Source organism: Nocardia blacklockiae, from assembly GCF_015477355.1.
Classification (GTDB): Bacteria; Actinomycetota; Actinomycetes; order Mycobacteriales; family Mycobacteriaceae; genus Nocardia; species Nocardia blacklockiae.
On record NZ_JADLRJ010000005.1, the window covers coordinates 376,190 to 389,874 of the forward strand.

Genomic DNA, 13,685 nt, shown 5'->3' on the forward strand with positions numbered 1-13,685 from the left:
TCAGGAGGTGGTCGCGTAGCGGTTGGCGGGGCGCGGCAGCCCGAGCCGTTCCCGCAGGGTCGGGGCGAGGCGGGGCAGTTGCGTGGCGAACGCGGCCAGGGCCAGCGGCCGCAACACGACCCCGTCGCCGGCGCATTCCGCGCGCACCCGCGTGAGCAACGCACGCAGCGTCGCGGGAGTTCCGGTGTGGCGCAGCGAGTTCGGCGGCGTAGTGGGTGTCCATGCCTCCAGTTGGGCGATATCGACCGCGGCCTGTTCCTCGGTCGCGGCGACGTGGACGTCGATATCCACCAGTACCCGAATTCGATCGGCGTCGCGCCCGGCCGCGACGGCGGCGGCGCGGAGCCGGCTGCGGGCCGCGGCGGCCGCCGCGAGATCCGGTGCGGCGATGCGGAGCAGGTCGGCGCGGTGGATCGCGACCCGGGTGCTGTGCGGGTCGGCGGCGCGCACCGCGATCAGCGGCTGGGCCTGCGGCGAGCGCGGCGTGATCGAGGGGCCCTTCACCGCGAAGTTGTCCCCGGCGAAGTCGATGTAGTGCAGTTTGTCGCGGTCGATGAAGCGGCCGGTGGCGCGGTCGCGAATCTCGGCGTCGTCCTCCCAGCTGTCCCACAGCCGGGTCACCACCTCGATCGCCTCGTCCGCCTCGTGCCAGAGCGCGGCCTCGTCCTGTTCTGCCTTGCGCCCGAACAACTTCGACTGCCCGCGCGACACCGCGACCTCCCAGCCGGCCCGGCCGTAGGTCGCGAAGTCCAGGCTGGCAACGGCTTTCGAGACGTGGAACGGCTCGGTGTGAGTGACCGGCGCCTGGGGAATCAGGCCGATGCGGCGGGTGGCCGCGGCGGCCCGCGCGGCGATGCCCACCGCCTCCAGCCGTCCCGTCGCGCCCTCGGATTGCAGCGCGAAGGAATCGGGCAGGAACGCGAAGTCGATCCCCGCGGCGTCGGCGGCCGCGATCGCCTCCACCCAGTAGTCGGCGGTGAAGATGTCTTCCGCGCGGGAGTCGGTGCGCCGCCACGACGCGGGGTGGATCCCGGTGCCGGACAACTCGACACCGATCAGCAACGGATTCGGCACGGTCATTCAGGCGGTCCTTTCGATGGATGCGGGCCCCGCGGCGGTCGTGCGCACGGTGCCCGGTATCGCGCCGAGCAGTTCGCGGGTGTACTCGTGGGCGGGTGCGGCGAAGAGCTTCGCGGTGGCGGCGGTTTCGACGATCTCGCCGGATCGCATGACCGCCACGCGATCGGCGATGCGGCGGACCACGGCCAGGTCGTGGGTGATGAACAGGTAGCTCAGGTCGAGTTCGCGCTGGAGTTCTTCCAGCAGGTCGAGGATCTGCGCCTGCACCGAGACGTCCAGCGCCGACACCGGTTCGTCGAGCACCACCAGATCCGGGCGCAGCGCCAGCGCGCGGGCGATCGCGACGCGCTGGCGCTGCCCGCCGGACAGCGAGCCGGGGCGGCGATTCAGGTAGTCGGCGGGCAGCGCCACCTGGTCGAGCAGTTCGGCGACGCGGGCACGGCGGTCGCCGATGCCGAACGCGCGCAACGGTTCCGCGACGGCCTGGCCGACGGTGAGCTTGGGATTCAGCGAGGCGTACGGGTTCTGGTAGACCACCTGGACGCGGCGGCGCAACTCGCGCAGCCGAGCGCCGCGCAGCGCGCCGATGTCCTGTCCGTCGAAGGTCACCGAGCCCGCGTCGGGTCGTTCCAGGCGCGCGACGAGGCGGGCCGTGGTGGTCTTGCCGGACCCGGATTCGCCGACCAGCGCCAGGGTTTCGCCGCGATCGACGTGCAGCGACACGTCGGCGACCGCGGTGAGCGTGGCGCCGGGACCGACGCGGAAGGTCCGGCGCAGGCCCGCGGCCGCCAGCAGCGGCGTGCTCGCCGCGGGCCGTTCCGGCCGGGTCGCGCTGTCCAGGGCGGGTACCGCGGCCAGCAGCCGCCGGGTGTAGTCGTGCTGCGGATCGGTCAATACCGCTGCGGTGGGCCCGGTTTCGACGATCTCGCCGTGGCGCATGACCGCGATCCGGTCGGCCCGGTCGGCCGCCACGCCCAGGTCGTGGGTGATCAGCAGCACCGCGGTGCCCGACTCGGCGGCGCGGCGGGCCAGGTGGTCGAGGATGTGGCGCTGGACGGTGACGTCGAGGGCGCTGGTCGGCTCGTCGGCGATCAACAGGTCGGGTCCGCAGGCCAGCGCCGCGCCGATGAGCACGCGCTGCCGCTGCCCGCCGGAGAGGTCCTGCGGATATTGCCGCGCCCGCAGTTCGGGGCGATCCAGCCCCGCTTCGGTGAGGATCCGCACGGCCTCCACCCACCCGGTCCGACGGGTGGCGCGGCCGTGGATGCGCAGGGCCTCGGCCACCTGATCGCCGATGCGCAGCACCGGGTTCAGCGAGGTGCCGGGATCCTGCGGCACCAAACCGATGCGCGCGCCGCGCAACCGGCGCAACCGGCGCGGAGTGGCGTCGTCGATGCGTTCGCCGTCGAAGTGGACGCGGCCGCCGGTGATCTCGCCGCCGTGCAGCAGACCGATGACCGCGTGCGCGAGAGTCGACTTGCCCGAACCGGATTCGCCGACCAGCGCCACGGTCTCCCCCGCCGCGACGGTCAGCGACGCGCCCGCCACGGCCGTCGTCGCCGCGTCTCCCGTGCCGTAGCGCACGCGCAGATCCTCGATGCGCAGCAGCGGCTCGGGCCGCCGGTCCACCGCCGCGCTCATCGGTCGCCGTCCCGGGCGAGAGTGCGGCCGAGGTGCTGGGCCGACAGCACCACCGCGACGATCACCAGGCCGGGCAGCGTCGTCATCCACCACGACGTGGCGAGGTAGTTGCGGCCCTCGGAGATGAGCGAGCCCCACTCCGGGGTGGGCGGCGTGGCACCGTAGCCGAGGAAGCTCAGCGAGGAGACCGCCAGCACGGCGACCCCGAATTCGACGGCCGCCAGCGCCGCGACGGGCGCGTAGGCGTTGCGCAGCACGTGCCGCACCAGCACGGCCGGCCACCGCACGCCGGACGCCAGGGCGGCCTCCACGTATTGGGCCCGCCGGACCCGCAGCACCTCGGTGCGCATCACCCGCGCGAACCGCGCGACCAGCGCGACGCCCACCGCGATCGCGACATTGCGGGTGCCGAAGCCGAGCACGGTGACCAGCGCCAGCGAGGTCAGCAGCTCCGGGATGGACAGCAGCACATCGACCACGCGCATCGTCACCGAGTCCACGACCCCGCCGACCGCCCCGGCGACCAGGCCGATCAGCGTGCCGCAGACCAGGCCGATGAGCACCGCGAAAACGGTGGCGGTCAACGACAATTCGGCCGCGTGCACCACGCGCGTGTACACGTCGCGCCCGAGGTTGTCGGTGCCGAACCAGTGCTCCGCGCTGGGCCCGCGCAGCTTCTGCGCCGGAACCCCGACCAGCGGGTCGCGCGCGGTGAACAGCGTCGGCGCCACCGCCCAGCCCAATACCAGCAGCAGCACCAGCCCGGCGAGCACCGCGAAGACGTTCTCGCGCAGGAACTTCAGCACGGCCGCCGGACCCGGCACCGCGATCCGAGGCGCGGCGAACCGTTCCACCACAGCGGATTCGGTCACTTCCGCACTCCTCTCCACAACTTGTCCACAGGCGTCCACACCTGCTCCACACGGTTACGCACGCGCCGGCTCCCGCACTCGAAAGGTCTGGGCCACACGGGGATCCAGCACCGGGTACACCAGGTCGACGGCCAGATTGACCAGGACGAAGGCCAGGGCCGTGAGCATGACGATGCCTTGCACCACGGGGATGTCCTGGTTCAACACGGCGGTCTGGGTGAGGCGGCCCAGGCCGGCTCGGGAGAAGACCGTTTCGACGATGACCGACCCGGCGAGCACCGTGCCGACCCACACGCCCGCGACCGTGAGCGCGGGGGCGACGGCGGGACGCAGGACGTGCCGCAGTTGCACCCACCACCGCGAGGCGCCCTTGGCGAGAGCGACTTCCACGAACGGTTGCCGCCAGGTCTGCGCGAGGCTGCTGTGGAGCACCTGCGCGATGACCGCGCCGACCGGGACGGCCAGGGTGACCGCGGGCAGCACCGTGCCTTGCAGCCCCGTGCCGCCGAACGCGGGCACCAGCCGCAGCCGGAACGAGAACAGTTGCAGCAGTAGCAATCCCACCCAGAAGGTCGGTGCGGAGGCGCCGATCGGCGGCAGGGCCGTCAACACCCCGCGCAGCCACCGGCGTTCGGTGTAGGTGGCCGCGAGCGCGAGCGCGGTGCCGAACACCAGGGCGAGGGCGAGCGCGAACGAGGCCAGCGCGAGCGTGGCGGGCAGCGCGTCGGCGAGTGCGCCGGTCACGGTCTGCCCGGTACTCAGCGAGCGGCCGAGATCGCCCCGCACGGCGTGGGTGAGCGCGGTCCAGTACTGCTGCCACACCGGCTGGTCCAGGCCGTATCGCGCGCGCATCTCCGCGATGGCCGCGGGATCGACCGGCGTGCCCGGCGTCGACCCGGCCGCCAGCTCGACCGGATCCCCGGGTAGCAGGTACAGCACGGCGAACGACACCGTGAAGGCCGCCCACAGCACCGCGACCGCTTGCAGCACACGCAGACTCACGTACCGGGTCATCGGGCCGCCACCCCGTCGTAGCGCCGCGCGCCCAGTTCGCGAGCCGGAACGCGTTCGCGCAGTGCGGGAGCCACCTCGGCCTGGAACAGTGCGAGGCTGTCGCGATGCTGCCGGGCGGTGAGCCCGTCGCCGTCGGCGGACAGGTGCACGACCTCGTGCCCGAACTGCTCGTGGTAGCGCAGCACCTTGTCCAGCACCTGCTGCGGGCTGCCGATCAACGCCGAGCTGCGCTCGACGAAGTCCTCCAGCGTCTCGAAAACGATGGGCAGGCCGTGTTTTCGGGCCGCCGCCTGCCGGGCCTCGAAGATCGGCCGGTACGCCCGCAGCGCGTCCTGCGAGTCGCGAGTCACGTGGAAACCGGCGGTGCCCGCGCCGACCAGCGCGTCCGCCGGGTCGTGGCCGTAGGCGGCCCAGCGTTCCCGATAGTGCCGCACCAGTTCGGCATACGGCTCGATCGGGTAGGTGACGTTGGCGGAGAACAGCGGATCGCCGTGGCGCGCGGCCAGTTCCACCGACTCCCGGCTGGTCGCGCTGCCGTGCCAGATCCGCAGGCGCGGCTGGAGCGGCCGGGGCAGCGCCTTGGCGTCGGTCAGCGACGGCCGGAATCGGCCCTGCCAGGTGACGCTCTCGCTCTCCCACAGCCGCCGGAACAGTTCGTAGCCTTCGCGATTGCGATCCCATTGGTCGTCGGGCGTGACGTGGAACAGTTTCGCCTGGGCCGCGCCGTTGCCCTTGCCGATGATCAGTTCCAGCCGGCCGCCGGACAAGTTGTCCAGCGTCGAGTAGTCCTCGAAGGCGCGCACGGGATCCAGCAGGCTCAGCGTGGTGACCCCGGTGAACAGCGCGATGCGTGACGTCACCGCCGCGATGTGGCTCAGCACCACCGGCGGCGCGGAGGAGAGGAACGGATCCTCGTGCCGCTCACCGACGGCGAACCCGTCGTACCCGAATTCCTCGGCCAGCAGCGCACTCTCGACCACCCGCCGCAAGCGCTGCGCGGGACTCTCCACCGCGCCCGTCACGGGATCCGGTTGGTGCGTGATCAGCGTCAGCAGCAGAAATCTCATACCGCGAACACCTCCTCGGTAGCTCTCGTCCGACGATCGGAATTCGCGTGGTCAGAGCACATGCGCCAGGAACTCTCGCGTGCGCGGGTGCGCCGGGTCGTCGAAGACCCGCGCCGGCGTCCCCTGCTCCACGATCTCCCCGGAGTCCATCAGCACCACGGTGTCGGCGATCTCCCGGGCGAAACCGATCTCGTGGGTGACGATGACCAGGGTCGCGCCGTCGCGGGCCAGCCCGCGGATCACCGCCAGGACCTCGCCGACCAGCTCCGGGTCCAGGGCCGAGGTGGGCTCGTCGAACAGCACCACCGCGGGCCGCAGCGCCAGCGCCCGCGCGATCGCCACCCGCTGCTGCTGCCCGCCCGACAGCCGCCGCGGATACTCCTCCGCCTTGTCGGCCAGGCCGACCCGCTCCAGCAGTCGTCGCGCCTCGGCCGTCACCTCGGCGCGCGAGCGGCGTTGCGCGGCAACAGGTCCCAGCACCACGTTTTCCAACACGGTGAGATGCGGGAACAGATTGAAGCTCTGGAAGACGAAGCCGATCCGCGAGCGCTGCCGCAGAATCTCGCGCTCGCTCAGCTCGTGCAGCTTGCCGCCCTTGCGGCGGTAGCCGACCAGTTCGCCGCCCACCCGGACGCTGCCGGCGTCCACCTTCTCCAGGTGGTTGATGGTGCGCAGCAGTGTCGACTTGCCGGACCCGGAGGGACCCACGATGACGGTCACCTCGCCCGGCCGCACCGCCAGATCTATCCCGCGCAGCACCTCGTTGGCGCCGAAATGCTTTCGCACGCCCCGCAATTCGACGGCGTACTCGCTGGTCGCGGTGGGCGCGCTCATCGGCGTTCCGCGGTGATCTCGGCGAGCTTGCCCCGCACCCGCTGCCAGGGCGTGGGCGGCAGCGCGCGCTGGCTGCCCTTGGCGAAGTGGCGCTCGATGTAGTACTGCGCGACGGTCAGCACGGTGGTGAGCACGATGTACCAGACGGTGGCCACCATCAGCAGCGGCACCACCCGGCCGGTCCGGCCGAAGATCACCTGCACCTGGTAGAACAGCTCCGCGATCGCCATCACCGACACGATCGAGGTGCCCTTGAACAGGCTGATCACCTCGTTGGCGGCATTGGGCAGGATGCCGCGCATGGCCTGCGGCGCGACGATGGTGAAGAACTGCCGCCGCCAGGGCAGGCCGAGCGATTTGGCCGCCTCCAGCTGTCCGGGATCCACCGAGATGATGCCGGCCCGGATGATCTCGGCCGAATACGCCGCCTGGTGCAGCGCGAGTCCGATGACGGCCGCGGTGAACCCGCTGAGCACGCCGTTGACATCGAAGGTGAGGAAGGCCGGGCCGAACGGGATGCCGATCGACATGCGCTTGTAGAGATAGGCGATGTTGAACCAGAACAGCAGCTGCACGATCAGCGGAATGGATCGGAAAGCCCACACGTAGACCCACGCGATCACTTGCAGCACAGGGATTTTCGACAGTCGCGCCACGGCCAGCCAGATCCCGAGCAGGAAGCCGAACAGGGTGCCCCAGAAGGTCAGCTCCACGGTCACCCGCACGGCCGCGAGAATCGAGCGCGCGGTGAAGTACCGGGTGAACGTCGGCCAGTCCCAGCCGGGGTTGGTGACCAGGCCGTGCACGAACTGCGCGACGACCACCAGCGCCGCCGCACCCACCAGCCACCGCCACGGATGCCGGGCGCGCGCGACGGGCAGCGCGCCCTCCTCGGCCGCCGGCACCACGCCGGACGACTCTGCGGCAGCCAGTGTGCTCATGGGATCGCGATCCTCCATCGGTCCTGGCTGTCGACGGTAAAGAAGCCTCGACCCGATGTCGCCCGTCGCGATCACCGTGAATGCAATTGTTGGCAAACGGTTTTCCCCGGCGGACCCGGGAAACCCGGCACGGCGGGCATCCTCTGTGTACAGTGCTGTTCGCAATACTCTAGTGTGAAACATCGTTGTTCTTGAATCCGCTAGGAGATCGATCATGAAAGACCTGACCGGCCGGAAATGCCTGATCACCGGTGCGGCCAGCGGCATCGGCCGGGCCACCGCCCGAGCCGCCGCGCGCGCGGGCGCGCAGCTGTTCCTGACCGATATCGCCGAGGCGGGACTCCACGAGACGGTGCGGCTGGTCGAGGCCGACGGCGGGCGGGTCGCGGCGGTGCAGCCGCTCGACGTCGCCGACTACGACGCCGTCACCGCGTGGGCCGAGCGGGTGCACGCCGAACACGGCAGCCTGGACGTCGTCATGAACATCGCCGGCATCGCCACCTGGGGCACCGTGGAGAATCTCGAGCACCGGCACTGGCGGTCGATCATCGATGTGAATCTGATGGGCCCGATTCACATCATCGAGAACTTCGTGCCGCCGATGGTGCGGGCCGGGCGCGGCGGGCACCTGGTCAACGTGTCCTCGGCCGCCGGGCTGCTCGCGCTGCCCTGGCACGCGGCCTACAGCGGCAGCAAGTTCGGGCTGCGGGGCATCTCGGAGGTGCTGCGGTTCGATCTCGAGCGGCACGGCATCGGGGTCAGCCTGGTCGTGCCGGGTGCGGTGCGGACGCCGCTGGTCGGCACCGTGCAGATCGTCGGGGTCCAGCGCGACGACCCCCGGGTGCGGAAGATGACCGGGCTGTTCGAGGGCCACGCGGTGACGCCGGAGAAGGTCGCCGACCGGATCCTCGCGGGTATCCGCCACAACCGGTACCTGGTGCACACCTCGTTCGACATCCGGATCGGGTACTGGTTCGCGCGGAAATTCGCGCTGCCCTACGAGATCGCCATGCGACTGGCGAACCGGCAGTTCAGCAGGCTGCTGCCGGAGCCGGAGCGGGCGGCCACGCCGCGGTGAGCCGCGCCGACCCGCCGGGTTCGCGAACCGAATGCCCCGCTTTTGCTTGCGCGGCTGCGGTATTCATGGCTCAATCCGAGTGGATGTGCCAGTCGTACCGAGCGGGGACCACCGATGATCACGAGGAATTCGCATCGCTGGACGCCGACCGGCGAGGCGGACATGGTGGAGCTGCAGGACCTGGTCTCGGGCCGGGCCGTGCAGCTGGTGCGGCCCGCCGAGGACGAACTGCCCGGCGAATTCCTCGCCGACACCGAGGAACTGGTGTTCCGCTGGGCGAATCTGGGCACCCACGCCCAGGCCGAGGCCGAACTGAACAGCCTGGACTGCACCGCGACGCTGCACGCCCTGAGCTGGATGTGCGCGCTGTGGGCGGTGGTCTGCGAGACGCGGCTGGGCAAGTCGGCCGGCGACATCCTGCGCGACCTGGACTATCGCGGCGGCTGGCGCAAAATCCGCACCGAGGAGGAGGCGCACCTGTGGAACGGCCTCACCCAGCGGGTGCGCCTGGGCGCCCTGGCCGCGCTGACCGAGGACCCGCGCGCCGTCGAGTCCTACTATCGCGCGTGCGGTGATCCGCCGGACATCGGCCCGACGCTGGTGCGGCACACACTGATTCACCTCGACGCCTTCAGTCAGGACATGGAACGGCACGACCTGCGGGCGCAGGGCCTGGCGCTCGCGGTGGTGTCGCACACCGACCCGCTACCCGGCCCGCGCCGCCGGTTGTGCTTCCGGCCGTCGCATCCGCTGTGACGTTCGACGCCGCGCTCCGGTCCCGTGATGCCTTGCCCCTCATCAAGTTCCAGGCATTACGGGAGCGAGCGAGCCGCGGCGACTACAGCGGCGCGAGGCCGACGACCACCCCGATCCAGTCGAGATTCACCCAGCCCCAACCGCGTTGGACCGGATCGCCCACCGGCACGGACGCGTCCTCGACCAACTCGCGCAGCAGGCGCGGCGCGCGCGGCAGGGTGAAGGTGACCTCGCCCGGGTCAATGGGCGACGCCATTGCGCACCTCCTCCTCCGGATGCAGGCGACGGAAGCGGCTGCCGTGGAAGACGAGTGGGTCGACCTCCGCGCGCGTCGCCAGCCGCCGCACCCGCAGGATCACCACGTGATGGTCGCCGGCCGGCACCTGCGTCTCGATCACGCCCTCGAGCCACGCCGACGCCCCGTCGACGAAGACCGAATGCCCCGCGCCGCGATGCAGTTCCAGATCCCGGAAGCGATCGCCGTTCTTCGAGCTGAGCGACCGGGCCGCGCCGTGCTGCTCGGTGCCCAGCAGGCTCAGGCCCAGATAGCTGGCCGCCGACAGGCGCGGCCAGGTGGTGGAGCTGTTCTGCACACAGAACGACACCAGCGGCGGATCCAGCGACACCGGCACGAACGTGCTCACCGCCAAACCGTATGGCACACCCCCGATTTCGGCGCAGACCGCGACAACTCCACTCGGGAACGCGGCGAAGGCGCGGCGTAAACCGGCACCGTCGGCGGGAATTTCGTGCAGTTCAGCCATAACTCACCAGCCCGGTCGCGGAGACAACGGGTCCACTACACCACCGCCACCCTGGGGAATGCGAGGGTTTCGATCGCCACGATCACAAGATGGCGGGTCCGGCCGGAACGTATCCTCGGCGCACCCCTACGGCCGAACGGAACCGATGCCTGCACACGCGAGCGACAACCCACGCGACTACACCGCCGAGATCGAGGCGCTCCAGAACGAACTGGAGACCCTGCGGTTCAGCATCGACGACGCGCACGCCCGCGACCACCGGGATACGCGCACCCGCAGCATCCTCAACGCGCGGGAGGTCCGTGCCCAGCAGCTCGTCGGTCGCATCCAGGAGTTGTCGCACGAGCGGGACGTGCGGCAGATCAAGGCCGAACTGGAGAAGCGGGTCGGCGACGTCGCGCTCCGGCAGGAGTTGACCACGACCCTCACCGAGATCCTGGACAAACGAATCAACGAACTCCGCGACGCCGCCCAGGACCCCGAGACGCTCGCGCACCAGCGGCTGGCACTGCGCGAGCGGACGTGGGAGATGCGCAAATCGCTGCTCGAACGCGAGCCCGCGGCGGTCCTCATCGGCGGCCTGCTCCTGATGATCATGGCCACCGGCCTGCTCGTCGGCATGTTCACGCACACCAGCACGCCGGAGATCATCTCCAGCGCGTTTCTGCTCATCCTCGGCTTCTTCTTCGGGCAGAGCACCAATCGCGGCGCGACGACCGCGGAGCGGAACGAATAGTGTTGCAGGACAATGGTTTCTGATATGGACCGAGCCCGTCCGGCACGGCTTCCGGACGGGCTCGGCGTCCCCCCGGCGGCGCTGCGCCGGGTCTTCCCACCTACTTCGGCGCCGGCGTGAACGGCTGGTTGATGGTGGTGAAGTACTGCGCGGCCGCCAGGATCGCCACCGGGGCGGTGACCAGCAGCTGACCCGCGAGGGTGCCCAACGCGCCGACGGCGACGATGCCGCCGAAGCAGCCGATCACGGCGGCGGGCAGGAACGCGCCGAACAGGCCGACGATCGCGGCGGCGGCCACGGTCGCGCCCGCGATGCCGCCCAGGACGCAGCCGATGGCACCGCCGGTGAGGCCGCCGACCAGGGTTCCGATGGTGGCGCCCGCGCTGATCGTGCTGGTCAGGCGGTTCCAGGCGGCCAGCTCACGGTCGTAGGGCGTCTTGAACGGGGCCTGGTCCTCGAACGGCAGCGCCACCGGCCGATAGGTGGCGTGGGCGAGGTCGAACTGCGGGGTCAGGGTCGCGGTGCGGTCCTGGATCCGCGCCGCGATCGGGAAGACGAAATCGTCCACCCGGAACGACAATTCGGTGCCCGCGACGGTGGTGCCGTCCGCCGCCTTGATCTTGAATACGCCGTTCTCCACATCCAGCGAGCCGGCGTCGGTCGAGATCACGGTCGCCGTCTCGGTGGTTCTGGCCTGGTAGTTCACCACCTCGTCGGGTTCCGGCGCCGCGTACGCCGTCCCGGTGGCAATGCCCGTTGCCGCGGTCACCAAAGTGGCGACAGCGGTGAATTTCCTCATCTTCACCAGCTTGTTCCTCATCATCAGGCTGCGGCGGATCCGCTGCAGTGGGATTCTTCGAGTGGCGGATTCGCCGGAAGGTCGCTGCGGGTCCGGTAAGCCGCGGCGACTGGGGCCAAGTCTCAGCGAGTTCCCAGGGTCCTGTCAGGTCTAAGAACCAGGCAGATTTCAACCGGTGACGCGGCGGGGGGTCACGGGCACCATCTGATACTGGGCTGACGACCGTTCGGCGCGGTCCGCGGTTCTGCGTTGTCGTCACTAGGGAGCAGCACGAATGTCCTTATCGTTCCACTGGTTTCTGCCGACCTACGGTGATTCCCGCAACCTGATCGCGGGCGGGCACGGCACCGCGATGGCCGGCGACCGCCCGGCGTCGCTGCGCTACCTGAACCAGATCGCCGGCGCCGCGGAGGAGAACGGGTTCGAGGCCGTTCTCACCCCGACCGGCCTGTGGTGCGAGGACGCCTGGCTGACGACGGCCATGCTGGTGGAGACCACGGAAACCCTGAAATTCCTGGTGGCGTTCCGGCCGGGCATCGTCAGTCCCACGCTGGCCGCGCAGATGTCGGGCACCTTCCAGCGGCATTCGCGCGGGCGGCTGCTGCTGAACGTGGTGACCGGCGGCGAACCGCACGAGCAGCGCGCCTTCGGCGACTTTCTGGACAAGGAACAGCGCTACCAGCGCACCGGCGAGTTCCTGCACGTGGTGCGGGAGCTGTGGCGCAACTACGAGCCGTTCAGCTTCGAGGGCGAGCACATTCGCGTGCAGGACGCGCTGCTGAACAACCATCCCGACCCGCTGCCGCCGATCTTCTTCGGCGGCTCCTCGGAGGCGGCCGGTCCGGTGGCGGCGCAGTACGCCGACACGTACCTGACCTGGGGCGAGCCGCTGTTCGCGGTGAGCAAGAAGCTGGAGTGGATCCGCCGGCTGGCCGTGGACCGCGGCCGCAAACTGGACTACGGCCTGCGCATCCACGTCATTTCTCGCGACACCTCCGAGCAGGCGTGGGCCGAGGCCGACCGGCTACTCGAGGCGGTCGACCCCGCCGAGATCGAACGGGTGCAGGCGAGTCTGGCCCGCAGCGAATCCGAGGGTCAGCGGCGGATGCTGGACCTGCACGGCGGTTCCACCGAGCGCCTGGAGATCGCGCCGAACCTGTGGGCGGGCGTCGGCCTGGTCCGCGGCGGCGCCGGCACGGCCCTGGTCGGCTCGCACGAGGAGGTCGCCGAGCGGCTGATCGAATACTCGCGCCTCGGCATCAACCACTTCATCCTCTCCGGCTACCCGCACGTCGAGGAGGCGTACTGGTTCGGCGAGGGCGTGCTCCCGATCCTGCAGCGCCGGGGGCTGTGGAAGCCGCCCGCTCAGCGCGAAACCCGGGTCACCGGAACGCCTTTCGCGTCCACGGCGGCGGCCAGCAGCAGTTAGGACGGTAGGCTGTCGCGCGAGAACGTGCGCGCGACAGCCACTTCGGCCTACTTCTTCGCGGCGGCCTTGGCCTGCTTCTTGAATTCCCTTACCTGGGAGAGGGATTCGGCGTCGGTGACGTCGGCGACCGAGCGGTGCGAGCCTTCCTCGCCGTATGCTCCGGCCGCCTCGCGCCAGCCGACGGGCTCGACGCCGCGTTGCTTGCCCAGCAGGGACAGGAAGATGCGGGCCTTCTGGTCGCCGAAACCCGGCAGGGCCTTGAGGCGCTTCAGCACCTCTCTGCCGTCGGGGTCGCCTTCGGTCCAGAGGTTCGCGGCCTTGCCGTCGTAGTGCTCCACGATGTAGCGGGCCAGCTCCTGCACGCGCCGCGCCATCGAGCGGCCGTAGCGGTGGATGGCGGGCGGCGTAGCGGCCAGCTCCTCGAACTCCTCCGGGTCGGCCTCGGCGATCCGGCGGATATCGAACCCGCCCATGCGGTCGGCGAGCTTCTGCGGTCCCCGGAACGCGTGCTCCATCGGGAACTGCTGATCGAGCAGCATGCCGGTCAGCAGCGCGAAGTCGTCGGTCGACAGCAGCTCGTCCGCCTGCGGTTCCTGCGCGAGACACAGTTTGCGGTTCGCCATCCCCCGATCATCGCACCCCCGCAGCCCGACACGGCGGCGAACCCACACCCG

Annotated in this window: 15 protein-coding genes; 4 read left to right on the forward strand and 11 right to left on the reverse strand. The window is 70.4% G+C overall.

From position 1 onward, the window contains the following. From IU476_RS17995 to IU476_RS18025, 7 genes are all read right to left on the reverse strand, one after another. Positions 1-1,080 carry an LLM class flavin-dependent oxidoreductase gene (locus IU476_RS17995; RefSeq protein WP_195101545.1) on the reverse strand — a complete coding sequence of 360 codons (1,080 nt, stop codon included), beginning with the start codon at positions 1,078-1,080 and terminating at the stop codon, positions 1-3. Next, positions 1,081-2,721, reverse strand: a complete 1,641-nt coding sequence (locus tag IU476_RS18000) for a dipeptide ABC transporter ATP-binding protein (protein ID WP_195101547.1) — start codon at positions 2,719-2,721, stop codon at positions 1,081-1,083. It lies immediately after the preceding gene. After that, positions 2,718-3,545 carry an ABC transporter permease gene (locus IU476_RS18005; protein WP_438944034.1) on the reverse strand — a complete coding sequence of 276 codons (828 nt, stop codon included), beginning with the start codon at positions 3,543-3,545 and terminating at the stop codon, positions 2,718-2,720. Before IU476_RS18005 ends, IU476_RS18000 begins: the two co-directional genes overlap by 4 nt. Before the next feature lie 102 nt (positions 3,546-3,647). Continuing rightward, positions 3,648-4,607, reverse strand: a complete 960-nt coding sequence (locus IU476_RS18010; RefSeq protein ID WP_195101553.1) for an ABC transporter permease — start codon at positions 4,605-4,607, stop codon at positions 3,648-3,650. Beyond that, the gene (locus IU476_RS18015) at positions 4,604-5,674 is read right to left on the reverse strand and encodes an LLM class flavin-dependent oxidoreductase (protein ID WP_195101556.1); all 1,071 of its coding nucleotides are present in this window, start codon (positions 5,672-5,674) and stop codon (positions 4,604-4,606) included. The genes IU476_RS18010 and IU476_RS18015 overlap by 4 nt, the downstream gene beginning before the upstream one ends. A gap of 51 nt (positions 5,675-5,725) precedes the next feature. Then, positions 5,726-6,508 carry an amino acid ABC transporter ATP-binding protein gene (locus IU476_RS18020; RefSeq protein ID WP_195101558.1) on the reverse strand — a complete coding sequence of 261 codons (783 nt, stop codon included), beginning with the start codon at positions 6,506-6,508 and terminating at the stop codon, positions 5,726-5,728. Continuing rightward, the gene (locus tag IU476_RS18025) at positions 6,505-7,449 is read right to left on the reverse strand and encodes an amino acid ABC transporter permease (RefSeq protein WP_195101560.1); all 945 of its coding nucleotides are present in this window, start codon (positions 7,447-7,449) and stop codon (positions 6,505-6,507) included. Before IU476_RS18025 ends, IU476_RS18020 begins: the two co-directional genes overlap by 4 nt. Before the next feature lie 214 nt (positions 7,450-7,663). On the opposite strand from IU476_RS18025, the gene IU476_RS18030 reads away from it, so the two are divergent. Together IU476_RS18030 and IU476_RS18035 are read left to right on the forward strand one after the other, a co-directional pair. Beyond that, positions 7,664-8,527: an SDR family oxidoreductase gene (locus IU476_RS18030; protein ID WP_195101563.1), complete on the forward strand. Its 864-nt coding sequence runs from the start codon at positions 7,664-7,666 to the stop codon at positions 8,525-8,527. A 114-nt stretch (positions 8,528-8,641) separates the two neighbouring features. Next, a complete protein-coding gene (locus IU476_RS18035; RefSeq protein ID WP_195101565.1) occupies positions 8,642-9,283 on the forward strand; it encodes a hypothetical protein in 642 nt (213 codons plus the stop codon). Between the two features lie 82 nt (positions 9,284-9,365). On the opposite strand, the gene IU476_RS18040 is transcribed toward IU476_RS18035, so the two are convergent. Both IU476_RS18040 and IU476_RS18045 read right to left on the reverse strand, forming a co-directional pair. Next, a complete protein-coding gene (locus tag IU476_RS18040; RefSeq protein ID WP_195101567.1) occupies positions 9,366-9,539 on the reverse strand; it encodes a hypothetical protein in 174 nt (57 codons plus the stop codon). Beyond that, on the reverse strand, positions 9,523-10,047 hold the full coding sequence (locus tag IU476_RS18045) for a flavin reductase family protein (protein WP_195101569.1): 525 nt from the start codon (positions 10,045-10,047) through the stop codon (positions 9,523-9,525). Before IU476_RS18045 ends, IU476_RS18040 begins: the two co-directional genes overlap by 17 nt. Before the next feature lie 145 nt (positions 10,048-10,192). On the opposite strand from IU476_RS18045, the gene IU476_RS18050 reads away from it, so the two are divergent. Next, positions 10,193-10,783: a hypothetical protein gene (locus IU476_RS18050; RefSeq protein ID WP_195101571.1), complete on the forward strand. Its 591-nt coding sequence runs from the start codon at positions 10,193-10,195 to the stop codon at positions 10,781-10,783. 100 nt (positions 10,784-10,883) lie between these two features. Here IU476_RS18050 and IU476_RS18055 read toward each other — a convergent pair whose 3' ends face one another. After that, a complete protein-coding gene (locus IU476_RS18055) occupies positions 10,884-11,582 on the reverse strand; it encodes a DUF8020 domain-containing protein (protein WP_195101574.1) in 699 nt (232 codons plus the stop codon). A gap of 274 nt (positions 11,583-11,856) precedes the next feature. On the opposite strand from IU476_RS18055, the gene IU476_RS18060 reads away from it, so the two are divergent. Beyond that, a complete protein-coding gene (locus IU476_RS18060; protein ID WP_195101576.1) occupies positions 11,857-13,011 on the forward strand; it encodes an LLM class flavin-dependent oxidoreductase in 1,155 nt (384 codons plus the stop codon). A 47-nt stretch (positions 13,012-13,058) separates the two neighbouring features. On the opposite strand, the gene IU476_RS18065 is transcribed toward IU476_RS18060, so the two are convergent. Next, positions 13,059-13,634, reverse strand: coding sequence for an HhH-GPD-type base excision DNA repair protein (locus IU476_RS18065; RefSeq protein WP_195101578.1), 576 nt, complete (start codon positions 13,632-13,634; stop codon positions 13,059-13,061). Positions 13,635-13,685 lie beyond the last annotated feature (51 nt).

Bases quoted from the DNA above. Each gene is read 5' to 3' on its own strand.
- IU476_RS17995 (WP_195101545.1), bottom strand. From the start codon at position 1,080: ATGACCGTGCCGAATCCGTTGCTGATCGGTGTCGAGTTGTCCGGCACC.
- IU476_RS18000 (WP_195101547.1), bottom strand. From the start codon at position 2,721: ATGAGCGCGGCGGTGGACCGGCGGCCCGAGCCGCTGCTGCGCATCGAG.
- IU476_RS18010 (WP_195101553.1), bottom strand. From the start codon at position 4,607: ATGACCCGGTACGTGAGTCTGCGTGTGCTGCAAGCGGTCGCGGTGCTG.
- IU476_RS18015 (WP_195101556.1), bottom strand. From the start codon at position 5,674: ATGAGATTTCTGCTGCTGACGCTGATCACGCACCAACCGGATCCCGTG.
- IU476_RS18020 (WP_195101558.1), bottom strand. From the start codon at position 6,508: ATGAGCGCGCCCACCGCGACCAGCGAGTACGCCGTCGAATTGCGGGGC.
- IU476_RS18025 (WP_195101560.1), bottom strand. From the start codon at position 7,449: ATGAGCACACTGGCTGCCGCAGAGTCGTCCGGCGTGGTGCCGGCGGCC.
- IU476_RS18030 (WP_195101563.1), top strand. From the start codon at position 7,664: ATGAAAGACCTGACCGGCCGGAAATGCCTGATCACCGGTGCGGCCAGC.
- IU476_RS18035 (WP_195101565.1), top strand. From the start codon at position 8,642: ATGATCACGAGGAATTCGCATCGCTGGACGCCGACCGGCGAGGCGGAC.
- IU476_RS18040 (WP_195101567.1), bottom strand. From the start codon at position 9,539: ATGGCGTCGCCCATTGACCCGGGCGAGGTCACCTTCACCCTGCCGCGC.
- IU476_RS18045 (WP_195101569.1), bottom strand. From the start codon at position 10,047: ATGGCTGAACTGCACGAAATTCCCGCCGACGGTGCCGGTTTACGCCGC.
- IU476_RS18050 (WP_195101571.1), top strand. From the start codon at position 10,193: ATGCCTGCACACGCGAGCGACAACCCACGCGACTACACCGCCGAGATC.
- IU476_RS18055 (WP_195101574.1), bottom strand. From the start codon at position 11,582: ATGAGGAAATTCACCGCTGTCGCCACTTTGGTGACCGCGGCAACGGGC.
- IU476_RS18060 (WP_195101576.1), top strand. From the start codon at position 11,857: ATGTCCTTATCGTTCCACTGGTTTCTGCCGACCTACGGTGATTCCCGC.
- IU476_RS18065 (WP_195101578.1), bottom strand. From the start codon at position 13,634: ATGGCGAACCGCAAACTGTGTCTCGCGCAGGAACCGCAGGCGGACGAG.